Origin of the sequence: Candidatus Palauibacter sp. (assembly GCF_965261555.1) — a bacterium.
Lineage (GTDB): Bacteria > Gemmatimonadota > Gemmatimonadetes > Palauibacterales > Palauibacteraceae > Palauibacter.
Window position 1 is genome coordinate 3,580,780 of record NZ_OZ253465.1, and the last position, 16,170, is coordinate 3,596,949.

A 16,170-nucleotide genomic window follows, 5' to 3' on the forward strand; every position below is an offset into this window, starting at 1 on the left:
CGACGCTCCTTGCTGAGGTCAGCGCGGCGGCGGATCCTCGGAGAGCGCCCGGTAGTACGCCTCCACGAGTTCGCGGTATTCCTCCGGTACGTCGTCCGATCCCGAGAGGAAGAAGCGCTCGATCTGGGACCCCAGTTCACGGCGGAGGGCGAACTCGAAGTCCTTCAGGCCCCGCAGCACGTCCGCCTGGAGCCGGGCCAGTTCCTCCGGATCGTCAAAGTCCCCCATGGTGCGCAGGCGGTCGAGTCCGGCGATGGCATCGTCGAGGTCGCCCACATCGACGCCCTCCTGACCCAGTTCGTCGCGCAGGCGGCGGGCGTCCTGCCCCCGCTGGCGGAATTCCCGCTGGAACTGCCGGACGTCTTCCGGCGACAGCCACGGTCCGCCGCCTCCGCCGCCGCCCCCGCCGGGCGCGAACCCCTGGCCGCCGCGGGGGGGCTGACCGGGTTGCCCCGGCTGCCCGCCACGACCTCCCTGGCCCTGTCCCTCACCCTGCTGCTGGCCGCCTTCCTGCCCACCTTGCTGGCCCTGCCCACCTTGCTGGCCCTGCCCACCTTGCTGGCCCTGCCCGCCTTGCTGGCCCTGGCCCTCCTGACCCTCGCCCTGGCCCTGCTGTTCGCCCTCGCCCTGTTGTTCGCCCTGGCCTTCCTGCTGCCCCTGGCCCTGTTGCCCTTCCTGGCCCTGTTGCAGGCGTTCCTGGAGTGACTCAAGGCCGCGGACGAGGTCGCGCGTCTCGTCCAACTGCCGGCCGAGGCGGCGGGGGTCCGACTCGCTCAGCGCATCCCGCGCGGCCTGGACCCGGGCCCGCACGTTCTCCGCGTCCCGGGTGATCTGTTCCTCGAAGTTCCGCACATAGTCCTCGGACTGGGTGCCGAGGACTCCTCGCGAGAAGAGGAGTTTGTCCCTCAGCCGGCTCTCGCGGATCTCGCCGGCGGCTTCCACCAGGCGGTCCGCGGCGTCCGGCTGATCCTGACGCGCCTCGCGCGCGAGGCGGTCCAGATCGGTCTCCAACAGGTCCACCTCGCGGGCGAGTTCGGCCTTGCGTTCGCGGAGTCCCGTCACGCGCTCCCCGTCGCCGCCCGTCGGATCCTCGTTCACATCGCTCTGCAGTTCCCGCTGACGCTCCGCGATCCGCTCGGCCCGCCGCGCGGCGTCCTCGACCTCCCGTTCCACGGCCGCGACCTGCCGGTTCTCGAGCAGACGGCGTGCATCGCGCAGCCGGTCGAGGGCGTTCGACGCCTCCGCCTGCCCCTGCCCCCGGCGACCCTGCGCCTGCGCCCGCCGCATCTCGTCCGCCGCCTCCTGCAGCCGGCGCGCGGATTCCTCGACGTCCGCCCGGTCGCCCTCGCGGCCCAGGCGCTGCAGCTGCCGGGCCAACTCCTCCGTCTCCTGGATCATCCGCTGTTGCTGACCCTGGCCTCCGCCCGCGGCGCCCCGCGGCTGCGCGGCCGCGCGTTCGTTCATCTGCTGCTGGCGTCTCGCGAGTTCCTCGAGCTTCTGCAGCGCCTCGTCGACCTCCTGGTCCTGCTGTTGCTGCCGGCCCCGCTGGACGGTCTCGTACTGGTTCCGCAAGCGGTCCAGCTCCAACTCGAACAGGTCCGCGAGCTCCTCGGCCCCCGCCCCGACACTCCCCGGCGTACCGCCGCCGCCGCCGCCGCCCTGCTGTACCTGGACGTCGCGGAACGCGGCTTCGGCGCGCTGCAGGTGCTGGAGCGAGCGCTGTTCGGGCGCGAGCGCTTCCTGAAGCTGCCGCTCCCCCAGCCTCGTCTCCGCTTCCAGCATCGCAGGGGGCGCTTGCGGGAGTTCCCTGAACACCGTCTCGAGCGACGGGTCGCCCGCCACGCCGCGCTGCTGCATCTGCGCGATCAGCTCCTCCACCTGCTGTCGCAGCCGTCCCTGCAACAGCGTGAGCGTCGCGAGGTTCTCCGACATTTCCTCTTCTTCGAACTCGTTGCCGTCGCGGTCCAGGCGGAAGGTCGCGGCGACGATCTGCCGCTGCTGTTCGGAGAGTTCGCCGCCCATGCCGGCCCCGCCGCCTCCACCGCCGCCCCCTCCCCCGCCCTGCTCGGCCTGGCGGAAGCTCCGGTCGAAGGGGCGGATTTCGACGAAGTAGATGTCCGAGCTTTCGACCCCGCCGCCGGGGCCGCCGGAGCGCAGGTCCGTCGCGCGCGCGTAGTAGGAGAGGACATCGCCCGGCTCGAGGCCGAACTCCTCGAGGAAGAAGGTGTGCCCGCCGGAGAGCTGCGTGGTTCCGCCGCGGCTCGTGCCGTGTAGAACGCGGGACGATTCCTCCCCGCCGTTCACCGAGTAGAGGAGTTCGACCCGCCCGAGCCCGAAGTCGTCTTCCGCTTCGACCTCCACGTACAGTTCCTCGATCGGCGAGAGGCGCGTGTCCCGTCCCGGCTCGGAGATCCGCACCCCCGGGGGCTGGTCGTCGAGCGGTTCGACGAGGTAGTCAGGAGAGCCGATGACGAAGCGGTTGCCCGGACCCATGAACTCGATGCGGTAGAAGGTCTCGCCGGTCACCGTGAAGCTCGTCTCGAACGTGCCATCCACGGGTTCGAGCGCCGTCCCCTCCTCCTCGCCGTCGAACGCGAGCCGCGCCGCCTCCGTGGCCATCGTCGGCGTGACGCGCAGACGGACCTCCGTCTCCCGCAACACGGCGATGTCGCCGCCATCCTCCACGGTCCGCGGGCTCAGCCCCGTGTAGGCGGGGAAGTGGTACTCGAGGTCGATCCGGTCCACGTAGGGGAGGTCCGCGACCTCGATGGTGAAGACGGGCGATCGGACGCCCTCGGAACTCACCATGTAGTCGGTGGGCTCGTCGAGGTCGAAGAGGAGGACCTCGAAGGCGGCGCCCTCCGCGGCCGGCGTCATGAAGTAGCGTTCCCACACGTCCGACTCGCCGCGCCGCACGGAGACCTCCACTTCGTCCGTCTCGAACCCCTGCGGGAACGCGCGCACGAGCTGGTCCGAGCCGCGGGCGATGAGCGCGTCGCCGGGCTCCACCGCGATCGCGTAGGGATTGGCGGCGTCGGCGGTCTTCCAGGGGCTCAGGAGGAGCGAGCCCGCCGTGCCCTGGAAGGCGGGACCGAAGAGGGCGATGAGCAGCACGGCCGTGGCGACGCCCGCGAACCAGGCGGTGGAACGGCGCAGCCGGTCGCGCTCGACGCGGCGCCCCCGGTCCACGCGGCGGGCCCGCCGGGCCGCGACCTCCAGCAGGCGTGCATCGAGGCCGGAGCGGGCGCCCGGCGACCCGGCGCGCTCGATGGCCGCGAGGAACGCCGCCTTGAGCGACGGTTCATGCTCCTCCAGGTAGAGCGCGACCTGCGTGTCCGAGACCCGGCGCAGGAGCGGGCGCACCACGAACCAGGCGAAGAGGCCGGCGGCGGCGGCCCAGAGCAGGATGCGGAAGGCGAGGACCGCGCCGTCGTCGAAGCGCAGCCGGTCGATCCCGAAGGTCGCGATGAAGAAGACGGCGAAACCGATCCCCAGCGTCACCGCGACGCCCTGGATGAGCTGGCGCACGCGCCACCGGCGTCTCACCCCGCGGACGATCTCGAGCAACTGGTGCTCCGTGCTCCGCGTCTTCGCCCATCGCTGCATCGTCATCCTCCTGGCAGACCGTGGCAAAGGCCCCGGCTGCGTTCGAGCTAGGCCCCTGCCAGCCCCGACACGGGACGCTGGCGCGTCCAGCGGTTCGCCAGCACGCTCTCCACCCCCAGTACGAGCCCCGCGAGCAGCAGGAGCACCCACCAGAGTTCCGCGCGCAGCGGCACCGTTTCCTCGTCCGCCGCCGCGCCGTCCTCCCCGGCGGTTCCCGCCGCCGTCGGCGCGACGCCCGCCACGGCCTCCACCACGCGCTCCGTCGCGACCGACGCCAGATCAGATTCGGTCATCGGAGGGTTGACCGCCACGGTGGTCGCGCGGCCGGCGTCGTCCCGGAGCGCCACCTGGTAGAAACCCGCGCGCGGAAACTCGATCCACGTCGGCCCTTCGCCGACCTCCACCGGCTGCCGATCGCCGTCCGGATCCACCAGGACCCACTCCGCCTCGTCCCCGGCGAGCCCCGCGGGTTCCGCCCCGCCCGCTCCGCCCGCTCCGACAAGGGCGGTGAGTTCGAGCACGCCCCCGGCTTCGATCCAGCGTTCCGGCTCCCGGTATCCGGTGGCGTGGAGCGCCAGCCGGTGAACGAAGGGCAGGAAGACGGGCTGCAGCGCGAGGTCGTTCCAGAAACGGTCGAGGGTCGACGTCCAGACCAGCACGCGGCCCTCGCCCACCGGACGTTCGAGCAGGGCGGGTTCCCCGCTGTCGTAACGGGCCACCACCGCCGTGCCCTCGGCAGGCTCCAGGCTCCAGAACCGCTCGAAGCGCGCACCGGAGAAATCCCCGCTGCGAGGGCCGGAGAAGAGCTCGAACACGGGGTGGTCGTAGTCGAGCCACGACAGCCGGCGGCCGTCGGCCGCATCCACGAGGGAGCCGGGGCCGGCGCCGAGCAGTTCGAGTCCGGCGTCGGACCACCGATTCATGTTCGCATCCCGCCCGAGGACGATGAGCAGGCCCCCGCCGTCGCTCACCCACTCGCGCAGCCGGCCGGCCCGGCCCGCGTCGGCGAGGTCCGCGTCGTTGAGGATCGCGAAGTCCGCCGACGACAGCGCGGCGGCATCGAGCCCCGTCGCCGGCGTCCGCGAAGTCCCGATGCGGGGCGCGTCGCCGATGCCGAGGGCGCGCTCGAGAAAGAGACTCCCGTCCGACGTCCTGCGGTTGTTCTCCAGGATGAGCGTACGCAACCCGGCCTCCGGCGCCGCCATGAAGCGGAACTCGTTGTCGATGGCCAGCCCGTCCCCCGGGACCGTGAGGCGCCCGCGGCTCCGTCCTTCCGGGAGGGCGAGGTCGTCGAACACCGCCGTCCCGGTTCCGCGCGGCGGCATGTCCACCGGGATCGTCGCCACCGTCCGCCCGGCGATCTCGAGCGACACCGGGAGCCCCTCCACCGGCGCGTCGCCCATGTTCGCGAGCCGCGTCAGGAGCCGGACGCGCCCGTCGCCCGCGGCCCGCACCGCCGCCTCCGCCAGCGCCACGTTCGCGGCCTCCTCCGGCGCCACGCTCGCCGCCCGCAGCGACACCCCATCGGGAAGCCGCACCCGGCCGCCGTCCTCCCACCCCGTGCGCTGGAAGTCCGAGACGAGCGCCACCTCCCGCCTCCGGTCTTCGGACTCCGCGAGGATCCGCCCCGCAAGCTGGATCCCCGCTTCGAGCCGCGTCCCCAGGTCGGTCGGCGACAGATCCGCGAGGGCGTCCCGGGCGGCGACGAGGTCGAGCGACAACGGCACCCGCTCCCGCGCCCGCTCGTCGAACGTCGCCACCGCGACGCGATCCCCCTCCCCGAGACCGTCGAGGACGGCGCGGGCGGAATCGAGGGCCGCCTCCCAGCGCCCTTCGTAGCCCAGGCTCGCCGACACATCGAGGAGGATGACGACGTCGCGCGCCGAACCCGCCTCGACCGCCGCCACCGAGTCGAAGAACGGCCGGGAGAAGGCGAGCGCGAGGAGGATGACCGCGAGGCTGCGCAGGGCGAAGAGCAGGGGATGGCGGATCCGCCGCCGGTTCATCGTCTTGAAGGGCAGCTTCCGGAGGAACATCAGCGACGGGAACACCGTCACCCGGCTGCGCTGGCGATGCGTGAGGTGGATGATGATCGGGATCGAGAGGAGCCCGAGCCCGGCCAGGAACCACGGGGTCAGGAAACTCATCGGTCCTTGCCCTTGAGGCGCCGCGACCGGTGCGACAGGTAGCGGAAGAGCACGGCATCGAGCGGCGTCGAGGTGACGACGAGTTCGTGGTCGATCGCGCGGTCGATCATCATCTTCGAGATCTCGCCCACGTGCCCCTCCACCAGGGAGAGGTACTCCTCGCGCATCACGTCGGGGGTCACCGGAAGCCGCTCCCCCGTCTCCAGGTCCTCGAACGACCTCGCCGCCTCGAACGGGAAGTCGACCTCGGCGGGGTCCAGGATCTGGAACACGATCACGTCCTGTCCCTTGCTGCGCAGCGCGCCCACGGAGTTCAGGACCGTCTTCGGTTCCGTGTAGAGGTCGGAGACGAGAACGACGATCCCCTTCCGGGTCAGGCTCTCGGCCACCTGCGTGAGGGGCCGCGTGAGATCGCCCGCCGTCTCGGCCCGGACGCGGTCGAGCGCCGCCAGGATCAGGCGTCGGTGCCGGACGGAGGGGGGGATGTACTCGAGCAGCTTCTCATCGAAGATCGCCGCGCCCACGCGGTCCCGCTGGCTCGCGGAGAGATAGGCGAGGCAGGCCGTCAGATAGCGGGCGTAGTCGAGCTTCGTGATCCCGCGCGAGCCGTAGTCCATGGAACGGGAGGCGTCCACCGCGAAGAAGATGTTGGCGTTCGTCTCGGCCTCGTATTCCTTGATGTAGTGGCGATCCGTGCGTCCGTACACCTTCCAGTCGATCTTGCGGATGTCGTCGCCGGGCAGGTACTGGCGGTGCGCCGCGAAGTCGAGCGACAGCCCGAGGAAGGGCGACCCGTGCGCCCCGGCGATGAAGCCCTCGACCACGGAACGCGCCACGAGTTCGAGGTTCCCGATCCGGGTGAGCACCGCCGGATCGAGGAACTGCGTCCCCGGCACCGTCCTCGAAACGATTCGCGCCCGCATCGTCCGGCCCGCTCCCCTACATCCCCGACTTCGGCGGTTTCACGTCGTCGAGGAGCCGTTCGACGAGATCGTCCGTCGAGACGCGCTCGGATTCCGCATGGAAATTAGTCAGCACGCGGTGGCGGAAGACGGGGGCGCAGAGGGCGCGCACGTCGTCGAACGAGACGTTGATCTCGCCCCGCAGCAGAGCGCGCGCCTTGCCGCCGAGCACGAGGTACTGCGCGGCGCGCACGCTCCCCCCGTAGGCCACGTACTGCTTCACGTAGTCCGGGGCGTCGTCGCGGCCGGGGCGCGTGCGCCGGGCCAGCTGGACGGCGTAGCGCGCGACCGGCTCGGAGATCGGCACCTTCCGCACGAGGTGCTGGAAGCCGGCGATCGCCTCCGCCGACAGCACCGCCCCGGGCGGCTCGCCCGCGGTCGTCGTCGTCTGGAGGATGACCTCCAGTTCCTCGTCCTCCGGCAGGTAGCCGATGTTGATCTGGAACATGAAGCGGTCGAGCTGCGCCTCCGGCAGCGGATACGTCCCCTCGAGCTCGATCGGGTTCTGCGTCGCGAGGACGAAGAAGGGCTCGGGGAGGCCGTAGGTCCGGCCCTGGATCGTCACCTGCTTCTCCTCCATCGCCTCGAGGAGGGCGGCCTGCGTCTTGGGCGGCGTGCGGTTGATCTCGTCGGCGAGCACGACGTGCGCGAAGAGGGGCCCCTTCATGAAGACGAGCCTGCGCTGCCCCGTCTCCGGGTCCTCCTGGATGATGTCCGTCCCGGTGATGTCCGACGGCATGAGGTCCGGCGTGAACTGGATCCGGTTGAAGCTCAGGTGCAGGACGTCCGAGAGCGTCTGGATGAGGAGCGTCTTCGCGAGTCCGGGGACGCCGACGATGAGGCTGTTGCCGCCGGCGAAGAGCGAGATCAGGACCTGCTCGACGACATCGTCCTGGCCGATGATGACCTTCTTCAGTTCCGCGCGGACGGCGTCGGCGCTCTCGCGCAGGCGGTCGGCGAGTTCGGCGTCGTCCGGGGTCGCTTCGGGCGCGGCATCCGGGGCCGGGGCCGGCTCCCGATCCGGTGTCGGGTCCGGCGCGTCAATCCAGCGGGGGTCGGCTTCCATGCCGGCTCCTTCCGGGTTCAGTGTCTCGGCTCCACGTGAGCTCAGTGTGTGAGGGCGTACACCACATAGTTGACGCCCAGCTTGTACGCTTCGTTGGAGAGGGCGATGGGGACGAAACCCCGGTCGGACCACTCCATGTAGTCGCCAATGTCGTTGTCGTGATTCACGATGACCATAAGGCGCCCCTCGGGGTCGTTGTCCTCGAAGACTCCCCAGTAGCTCGCCACGCCGCCCCGGTAGGGATGCGGCATCTCGATGTTCTCCTGTTCCAGGTGGAAGAACGAGTCGAAGATCGGGTGGCTGTCGTCGAGCCGCACGAGCAGGAGTCCCGGGAGCAGGATGTTCAGCCCCTCCCTCGTCCGGTTCAGGTCCCGCATGCCGCCCATGTCATCGATGATGAGGAACCCGCCCTTGCGCAGATAGTTGCCCAGGTTCTCGGCCTCCACCTCGTTCATGGTCCAGCCGCCGGGTTCCGACAGGTACGCGACGGGGAACTTGAACAGGTCCGGGTCGTCCATGGCGAGCACGTTGCCGCCCCCCCGGCGCGGGTCGATGGTCGTGAGCGCGTCCATGATCTCGGCGAAGTTGCGCTCGGCCACGGGCCAGTCGTGCGACCACCCCGGGTTCCAGCCCCACCCGCCGCGGTAGTAGAGGCGGACGAAGGTGAACTCGCCGGTGTAGGGCGTGTTGTACTGCTGGTAGGCGGCGAGGTCGTCCCCGAACCCGCCTCCCCCGCGTCCGCGCCGGCGCTGGCCCTCGAGGTCGGCGACGGCGAGCAGCGTGAGCAGCAACGCGAGGCCGCCGGTTGCTACACGCTGGATCGCGCGGCGTCGCGTTGGCGCGGTCATCGCTCGCCCTCCGGGTCGCCGCGGATCTCGAGCAGCAGCTCGAGCGCGGCCTCGAAGTTGGGGGCGATCTCCAGGGCGTCGAGGACCGCGCTCCGGGCGCCGCGCGCGTCTCCGCCCCGGTGCAGGGCGAGGGCGAGGCGGTAGTGGGCCTCGGCGAGGTCCGCCGGCGCCAGCGCCAGGAGCGCCCGCCGTTCCATCGCGGCCTCGGGCCAGCGTTCCGCGGCCTCGTAGCCGGAGGCAAGCCGCTCGTGCACATCCAGGTGGAAGGGATCGATCCAGATCGCTCGTTCCAGCACTTCGCGGGCGGCCGCATCGTTGCCGAGCGCCTGTTCAAGGTCGGCGAGGGCGAGGTGTGCCTCGAAGTGGTTCTCGTTGAGGGCGGTGTACGTCCGGTACGCCTCCGCGGCGCGCGCGAAGTCGCCCGCTTCACGCCGGAGGTGGCCGAGAAAGAGGATCGGCGCGTCGGGTCCCGCGTACTCGGGGAAGACCTCGTGCGCCCTTTCCAGCGCCCTTATCGCCTCCTCCGTGCGGCCCGCGCCCCGGGCCTCCGCCGCCGCCATGAGCAGTCCGGCGAAGGTGTCGGGACCCGGCGGCGCGCCGGCTTCGGGGTCGCCCAGCGCCGCGAGCGTCGGACCGAAGCGGGTCTCGATGTAGTCGCGCAACTCCCGGTCGAGGGCGGGGAGCGTCGTCCCCAGCGCCCGTTCCACGACCTCCGGCGTCTCCAGCCCGTCGCGATACCCGGCGAGCATGGCGAGCACGGCGTCGAAGCCGCGCGTCGTCTCGATCATCTCGCACAGGAGAGAGGCCATGTAGTAGGCGTGCTGCACCTGCCCGGGGTAGGCGGGGCGCACGAAGCCGTAGTTGAAGCGCTCGAGCGAGGGCAGCCGCTCGTCCCGGAAGGCGGCGAGGAAGCCGGGGTCCACGTCGGATCCCCACCCCTCCCGTGCGTGCCGCTCGTCGAGGACCGCGAGCCCCTCGGAGAACCAGCGGGGGATGCGGTGCTCGGTGTAGCCGAGCGTGAACGCGTGGGAGATCTCGTGCCACAGCGTCGAGCCCCAGTTGAAGGCGCCGCTGGGCCGGGCGCCGGGGGAGTCCATGGCGAGGACGGAGCCGAAGCTCACGCCGAGCGCGCCGATGCCGGCGAGTCCGACCGTGCGCACGGAGAAGTCCGCGTGCCGGTCGTAGACCTCGACGGAGATCGGCGTCGGCGGCTCGAACCCGTAGCGGGCGCTCATGGCGTCGAACGCCTCCTCGGCGAGCGCCGCGGCGTAGATCGAGAGGGCGCCGGCTTCCTTCGGGTGCATGGAGAAACGGAAGCGCGGACTCTCCACCGTCTCGAACCCGGCGAGTTCCTCGAGAAGGTCGAGGGTATTGAACACCCAGACGTTGAAGGGGTCGCCCTCGAAGGAGGTCTCGAGGGTGGCGTGCCCGGCCTCGATTTCGCCCGTGCGGAGCTGGTTCAGGCCGAGTTCCGCCATGCCGGGCCAGGACAGGGGATCGAGGGCCACGGCCTGCCGCGCGAACTCGACCGCATCGGCGTACCGGTGCGTGCGGTAGGCGACCTGCGCGAGGGCGACGTAGAGGTCGGCGTGCCGCGGATCCAGCCCCAGCACGCGGTCGCGCGCCTCAGTGAAGGCCGCCGCGTCTCCCCGGAGGTGGGCGGCGGCCGCGATCTCCGTCCACGCGACGAGGGAGACCGGGTTCGTCTCCAGCGCGCGGCGGGCCTCCGCCTCGGCCTCCTCCACGTCCTCGAGTTCGAGATAGAGTCGCGCCAGGAAGGCCCGGGCCTCGGTGAAGCGGGGGTTCGTCTCGAGCGCCTGCTCGGCGAGTTCGAGCGCCTCCGTGGAGCCGTCGAACTTCGCGCGGCGCGCCTTCGCCAGGAGGGCGCGCGCGTGGGCCGGATTCCGGGCCAGCGCCTCGTCGATCAGCGGCCCGGCCTCGAAGCTGTCGTACTTGTCGAGAAAGAGGAGACCGAGGTCGATGCGCGGCTCGGGGTCGCCGGGGTCGGCCTCGATGGCCTCCTCGAAGGCGCGCACGGCGTCGTGAAAGAGGTCGGGGTCGCGGGCTCCGAGGTAGGTGAGCGCGGTGCCGACGGCGCGCAGTTCCGCAGGCTCGAGGCGCCGCGCGCGGTTGTAGAAGTCGATGAACCCGTCGAACAGGGCGAGGGCTTCCTCGCGCTCGCCGAGGTCGAAGAGGAGTCGGCCCAGGTCGAGCCGCGCGAGTTGGGCGTCGCCGGCGCGGCCTTCGATGGCCAGGCGGAGGTTCGCCTCGGCCTCGTCGAGGCGCCCGAGCGCGTACAGCAGACGCCCGCGCGCACGGCCAAGCTCGGCGTCGGCGTCCGCTCCGTCCGGGGCGCGCGCGGCGGCCCGGTCGAGCGCGTCGAGCGCGGACTCGTACTCTCCGGTCGCGGCGAGCGCTCGCGCCCACCCGCGCGCGGAGGCCGGGAATTCGCGCCCGGAACGGGCCAGCGACCGGTAAGCCGCGACGGCCTGCCCATAGTCGCCGGTCTGGTGCGCTTCGAGTGCGGCATCCAGAGGACCGCCGTCGTTCGCGCTCGCCCGCTCCTGCGCACCCACGGACAGCGGCGCCGCGAGCGCCAGCGCGAGCAGCGGCAGGGCGAGCCGCCCCGGGAGCGCAGTGAGCGGGACGGCGGGGCGTGGCGTCAGCCGCACGGGTCGCTCCCGGCTTCGCGGATCGCGCGGTTGATGCCGGCGAGTTCGACGAGGAGCGTCTCGAGCTGCCCGTCGTATTCCTCCTCCTCCATCTCATCGCGTCGCGCGCGAAGCGCCGCGATCCCGTCTTCCACCTCGCGCTTGCGCGCCAGGAGCGCGGCCACGGCCGGGTCGTCCGCCGTCGCCCCCGCGAGCGCGGCGGGCGCCAATGCGAGGAAGAACCGGTTCGCGAGCGCCCCGTCTGGTCCGTCCGGGCTCGGCTCGAGCGATCCCTCGCCGTCCCCGTCGTCGTCGAGCAGGGCGTGTTCGGTCAGCATCTCGTTGTCCCGCTCGTACCGGCGGCGGACCTCGCCGGTCGCGTAGCGGAACGCCTCGAGCAGCGACACGCGCTCGTCCTTATCCACATCCGCCTCGTCGAGGGCGAAGGCGTCGACAAAGAAGCCGCCGAAGTGGGTCCGTTCGCGTTCGCGCGGGGAGCGCGTCGCCGTCACGACGATGCGCCGCTCTCCGGCGACCGCGGGCACGAAGCCGCCGCTGGCGCTCGCCGCGTTCACGACCGCCACGGTCTGGGTCGGGAACGCGTGGAGCCACATCGAGAGCGCTTCCCCCGACAGATCCGGGCCGGGGAGGCTGAAGCGCGACTCCTCGCCGCGGCCGCTCCCGTGGCCGAGCAGGAGGATGAGCGCCACGTCCGAGGGCCCGGCCCGGTTCGCCATGGCGAGCACCTCCCGCTCGACGGCTTCCAGGGTGGCCCGGCCCGCGACGCGGGGGGAGAGCGCCTCGTCCTCCGCCAGCCACGCGACGGTCTCGCGAACGCCGAGCCGACCGTCGAGCGCGTCGAGAAGCGACTCGGCTTCCGTCCGGAACTGCTCGGAGTACTCGGGCGCGCCCCCGAGGCCGGTGACGACGAGCACGTGGGTCCGCGGCGCGGCGGGCGCCGCCTGGGCCGCCGCCAGACCCGCGACGCCGCCGGCGCCGAACAGGGCCGCGGGAATCAGCGCCGCGGTGAGCCCGACGGCTCGCACGCGGCGGGTCACGCGAGGTCCTTCCGGCGGCGATACGCCCACTCCCCGCCGAGCAGGCCCGCGAGGAGCAGGAAGAGGATGGGCATGTCCCACAGCGAGCGCTCCTCGTACACCGTGTCGCCGCTCTCCGTGTAGCGGATCTCGTCGGCCAGCACCGGCGCGTCATCGGCCGTGTAGAACCGGCCCCCCGTCTCGTCGGCGATCCGGCGCAGGAGTTCCGTCCGGCGGCCGGCTCCGAACTCCTCGATCCGGGGCGTCCCCGCCCGGAAGAAACTCGCTCCCTCCGCGATATCGCGGCTCGTCTCGGCCCCGGCCCCCGCGCCCCCGATCCGGGCTCCCGCGGCGCGGACCTGCACGCCGTACAGCCCCGGCTCCTCCGGCACGAAACGTCCCTCGTACTCGCCATCGCGTTCGACCGTCCAGTCGAGCCGGACCTCGGACGCGACGCCGCCCGGCCCGGTCACCGTGGCGACGACGTCCGCCCCGTTCACGCGCAGGTATCGTTCGTCCTCCACCTCGGCCCGGATCCGCAGCGGCTCCCCCATCGGGACCACGTCGTCGCCCGAGTCGAGGCGGACGCGCCCGGGCGTGTCGTGCACCAGCCAGCGGAGCAACTGCCGCCACAGGGTCTCGTGCGTCTCGTCCTCCAGGGGGATGTCCGCGTGCATCTGCCACAGCCACGAGTCCTGGGCGGCGAACACGATCGACGTCCCGCGTCCGTACCTCTGGTGCGCGAGGAGCATGCGCGGCGCGCCCTCGGCCGGCACGCCCCGGAGGAGGTCGACAGCTCCCGGTTTCAGCTCGAACACCCGGTTCACGGAGGTGAGGGGCGGAAGCTCCGTCCAGCGCTCGGCGGAAGACTCGGCGGCCTCCGCGATCCTCATCGCCGCGTGCCGGCGGCCGGCCAGGGTGAGTTCGGCCGACACCTCGAGCACGTCCGGCTCGCCGGGTCCCCCGAGCACCACCGGCAGGGCGTCGGCCAGCGGCGTTCCGGTATAGCCGCCCTCCCCCAGCGATCGCCGCCCGCCCAGCACGAGGAGTCCGCCGCCGCGCTGTCCCACGAAATCCGCCATCATCTGCAACTGGTCGTGCGTGAAGAAGCTCGCCTCCACGCTCCCCAGAATCAGCCCGTCGTACTCGTACAACTCCTCGCGCGTGCCCGGGAACCCGCCGGCGAGTTCCCCCGGCCCCTCCACGTCGAGCCGCAGGTATTTTTCGTCGGCCGTCCTCAGGAGCGTGACGACGTGCAGGTTCTCGTCCTCCGCCACGGCGCGGCGCACGAACTTGTTCTCCGGGCGCGGCGAGCCCTCGAAGTAGAGGATCTTCCGGCGCGTGTCGCCGACCTCCACGAGGACCTGACGCTCGTTGTTGCCGGTCAGCGCCTCTCCCTCCTGCGGGTCCACGAAGAAACGGATCGCGCGGGGCCCCGACTCCTCCAGGGTGAACTGGAGTTGCACCGCTTCCTCGCCGTCCGGCCCGAGCGTGAGATTTTGCGTGCCCACGATGCGCCCCTCGTCCTCCACATCGAGACGCACCGTGCGACCGGCGAGTCCCGCGTGCGAGACGATGACGTCCGCCACAATCGTCGTCCCCTCGAGCGCCGCGCGGGGCACCTCCACGCGACGCACCTCGACATCCGGGGCGATCCGTTCCGCGCCCAGTCCGACCGTGTAGATGGGGATCCCCGCGGCGCGCGCCGAGAGCAGCGCCTCCGAGAGGGGCGGGGTCGCCTCGTCGTCGTTGTTCGCGCCGTCGGAGACGACAACGATCCCGGAGAGCGGCAGTCCGGCCATCTCCTGCTGCACGCGCGTGAGCCCCGCGGCGAGGTTCGTGCGGGGGCCGGTGAAGGCCATCTCGCCCGCCCCATCGATCCGGTCGGCGTCGGAATCGAATCCGTACATCCTCAGCCGGAAGCGGTCCTCGAGCGCCTGCCGGAGCGCGCCTTCGCCCCGTTGCGTCGCGAACGCCGGCCTGGCGGCGGGGTCCGCGGGCGCGGGATCCATGGCGGCGGAACCCGACACGCCGGGGTCGGCGGCCAGGGGATCGGCCGGCGAATCGTCCACCCCGCCCGCCGGATCCTCCTCTTCCCCACCGAAGAGGTCGAGCATCCGTTGCGCGCGCGTTTCCCCGTTCTCATCCGCCACGCGCATGCTGCGCGAATCGTCGAGGAGGACCGCCACGAAGTTCCGCCGCGGGACGACGGTCGAGACGAGGAGCACGGGCCGCAGCAGGAGGAAGGCGAGGACTACGAGCGCGGCCATCCGCAGCCCCATGAGGACCCGACGGTCGCGCGCCTCCACGGTGGGGCCGACGCGGCGGTATTCGAGCGCGAACCAGACGACGGCGCCCACGCCGAGGAAGACGAGAATCACCCCCCACCAGGGGGCGGCGAGGGAGAGGTCGCCGCGTTCGAACACGACGGGCCTGTACTTGAAGAAGAACTCGAACACGTCGCTGGCCAGCCTTCCCCTTCCCTCTGACGGTCGTCGGAGCCGGGCCGCGGCGCCGGAGCCACGGCCCCGGGCGCGCGGGCGATTCCAACCTACGGGATGCCGACTCCTCTATGAAACAAGGCCCGGCCGATGATCGTTGCTCCGTGGCGACTCGATTTCTTTTGCGGTCGACGCTGTATTACAACTATAATACACGAGAATTCCTTGACGAGGATGAGACGGCGGTGAAGCGCACGGTGAGACTGAGCGAGGAGGAGGAAGCAATCCTCGAGGATCTCCGGCGGAAGACGGACGGCTCGATCTCTGAGATCCTGAGGCGCGGCCTTCGGTCTTACGATACGGATGTGAACGGAATCCGGCTGGGGAGACGAACGGACGAGACGATCGGCGAAGCCTACACGCGCATCATGCGACGATACGACGATGCGCCGGCCGGGGCTCCGGACGAGGCCGAATGCGCTCCGATGCCGCGTCGGCCGCACAAGGAAGCCGTGGCGGAGACGATCCGCCGGAGGCACGGCGGTTGAACACAACAGGGAGAGACACAACATCATGGCTTTGCGAACCGTTCGGCTCGATGAGGAGGAAGAGGCGATCCTTGCGGATCTTCGGGAGAAGACGGGTGGCTCGATCTCGGAGGTGTTGAGGCGGGGTCTCCGCTCGTACGACACGTACGTGAACGGAATCTGGCTCGGCGACCGGAAGAAGAAGGGCTTTGCCGAAACGTTCCGGCGCCTCGGGCTGCCGCATGAAGACGAACGCGCGGTCGCGCCCGCGCGCCGGGCGAAGGAAGCCGTCGCGGAAGTGATCCGTGAGAGACACGCCCGGTGATCCTGGTCGACGCGGGGCCGCTCGTGGCGGCGTTCGATCCGTCCGACCCCGACCACGCGGCCTGTACCCGCATCCTGACAGCACCGGGCGATAACCTGACCACGACCCTGCCGGTTCTCACCGAGGCGTTTCACCTTCTGAGGCGTCCCCGGGGGACCCCCTCAGGTCTCATGAATGTCGTGACCAACGGAGACCTTGGTCTGTCTCCGCTCGAAGATGGCGACGTGCGAAGGTGCTTCGATCTCATGTTCCAGTACGCGGACGCTCCAATGGACTTCGCGGACGCCTCGCTTGTCACCGTCGGCGAGCGCTCAGGGACGGACCGGGTCTTCACCCTGGACCGCCGACACTTCCCGATCTACCGCATGAAGCGCGGACACCGGCACGTGCCCTTCACGATCATCGGGCCGGAGGGCCCGGAGCCGCCGATGGTGCGGGAGCCGGCCGAACCGTACGGAGTCCGTTTCCGCGAGCCCAGCGCCGCGTCCGCCCTTGCGAATGTCCGCGAGGCGCTGGACCGGCTGGACCACATCCTGATGAGGTGAGGACGGCGAAATCGA

The 16,170-nt window shown here is 71.2% G+C and carries 11 protein-coding genes; 3 read left to right on the plus strand and 8 right to left on the minus strand.

Going from position 1 to position 16,170, the window contains the following annotated elements; translation table 11 throughout:
• Positions 1-18: 18 nt before the first annotated feature.
• From ACQY5G_RS15610 to ACQY5G_RS15645, 8 genes are read right to left on the minus strand one after another with little or no spacing between them, the layout of a single operon-like run.
• On the minus strand, positions 19-3,606 hold the full coding sequence (locus tag ACQY5G_RS15610) for a hypothetical protein (protein ID WP_428275493.1): 3,588 nt from the start codon (positions 3,604-3,606) through the stop codon (positions 19-21).
• A gap of 47 nt (positions 3,607-3,653) precedes the next feature.
• Positions 3,654-5,753 carry a BatA domain-containing protein gene (locus ACQY5G_RS15615; RefSeq protein WP_428275495.1) on the minus strand — a complete coding sequence of 700 codons (2,100 nt, stop codon included), beginning with the start codon at positions 5,751-5,753 and terminating at the stop codon, positions 3,654-3,656.
• Positions 5,750-6,676, minus strand: a complete 927-nt coding sequence (locus ACQY5G_RS15620; protein ID WP_428275497.1) for a DUF58 domain-containing protein — start codon at positions 6,674-6,676, stop codon at positions 5,750-5,752. The genes ACQY5G_RS15615 and ACQY5G_RS15620 overlap by 4 nt, the downstream gene beginning before the upstream one ends.
• A gap of 16 nt (positions 6,677-6,692) precedes the next feature.
• Entirely contained in the window at positions 6,693-7,781 is a 1,089-nt protein-coding gene (locus ACQY5G_RS15625) for an AAA family ATPase (RefSeq protein WP_428275499.1), read from the minus strand.
• A 41-nt stretch (positions 7,782-7,822) separates the two neighbouring features.
• Positions 7,823-8,629, minus strand: coding sequence for a DUF4159 domain-containing protein (locus ACQY5G_RS15630; RefSeq protein WP_428275501.1), 807 nt, complete (start codon positions 8,627-8,629; stop codon positions 7,823-7,825).
• Complete coding sequence (locus ACQY5G_RS15635; RefSeq protein WP_428275503.1) at positions 8,626-11,301, minus strand: tetratricopeptide repeat protein; 2,676 nt, start codon at positions 11,299-11,301, stop codon at positions 8,626-8,628. Before ACQY5G_RS15635 ends, ACQY5G_RS15630 begins: the two co-directional genes overlap by 4 nt.
• The gene (locus tag ACQY5G_RS15640) at positions 11,292-12,338 is read right to left on the minus strand and encodes a hypothetical protein (RefSeq protein WP_428275505.1); all 1,047 of its coding nucleotides are present in this window, start codon (positions 12,336-12,338) and stop codon (positions 11,292-11,294) included. The genes ACQY5G_RS15635 and ACQY5G_RS15640 overlap by 10 nt, the downstream gene beginning before the upstream one ends.
• Positions 12,335-14,776 carry a glutamine amidotransferase gene (locus ACQY5G_RS15645; protein ID WP_428275507.1) on the minus strand — a complete coding sequence of 814 codons (2,442 nt, stop codon included), beginning with the start codon at positions 14,774-14,776 and terminating at the stop codon, positions 12,335-12,337. Before ACQY5G_RS15645 ends, ACQY5G_RS15640 begins: the two co-directional genes overlap by 4 nt.
• Positions 14,777-15,003: 227 nt before the next feature.
• Here ACQY5G_RS15645 and ACQY5G_RS15650 point away from each other — a divergent pair, with 227 nt between their 5' ends.
• The 3 genes from ACQY5G_RS15650 to ACQY5G_RS15660 are packed head-to-tail and all read left to right on the plus strand — an operon-like array spanning position 15,004 to position 16,155.
• Positions 15,004-15,306, plus strand: a complete 303-nt coding sequence (locus ACQY5G_RS15650; RefSeq protein WP_428275509.1) for a hypothetical protein — start codon at positions 15,004-15,006, stop codon at positions 15,304-15,306.
• A 25-nt stretch (positions 15,307-15,331) separates the two neighbouring features.
• The gene (locus tag ACQY5G_RS15655) at positions 15,332-15,610 is read left to right on the plus strand and encodes a hypothetical protein (RefSeq protein WP_428275511.1); all 279 of its coding nucleotides are present in this window, start codon (positions 15,332-15,334) and stop codon (positions 15,608-15,610) included.
• Entirely contained in the window at positions 15,607-16,155 is a 549-nt protein-coding gene (locus tag ACQY5G_RS15660; RefSeq protein WP_428275513.1) for a type II toxin-antitoxin system VapC family toxin, read from the plus strand. The genes ACQY5G_RS15655 and ACQY5G_RS15660 overlap by 4 nt, the downstream gene beginning before the upstream one ends.
• Positions 16,156-16,170 lie beyond the last annotated feature (15 nt).

Excerpts from the sequence above, each read along its gene's own strand:
- ACQY5G_RS15610 (WP_428275493.1), bottom strand. The coding sequence starts at position 3,606 with ATGCAGCGATGGGCGAAGACGCGGAGCACGGAGCACCAGTTGCTCGAG.
- ACQY5G_RS15630 (WP_428275501.1), bottom strand. The coding sequence starts at position 8,629 with ATGACCGCGCCAACGCGACGCCGCGCGATCCAGCGTGTAGCAACCGGC.
- ACQY5G_RS15655 (WP_428275511.1), top strand. The coding sequence starts at position 15,332 with ATGGCTTTGCGAACCGTTCGGCTCGATGAGGAGGAAGAGGCGATCCTT.
- ACQY5G_RS15625 (WP_428275499.1), bottom strand. The coding sequence starts at position 7,781 with ATGGAAGCCGACCCCCGCTGGATTGACGCGCCGGACCCGACACCGGAT.
- ACQY5G_RS15620 (WP_428275497.1), bottom strand. The coding sequence starts at position 6,676 with ATGCGGGCGCGAATCGTTTCGAGGACGGTGCCGGGGACGCAGTTCCTC.
- ACQY5G_RS15615 (WP_428275495.1), bottom strand. The coding sequence starts at position 5,753 with ATGAGTTTCCTGACCCCGTGGTTCCTGGCCGGGCTCGGGCTCCTCTCG.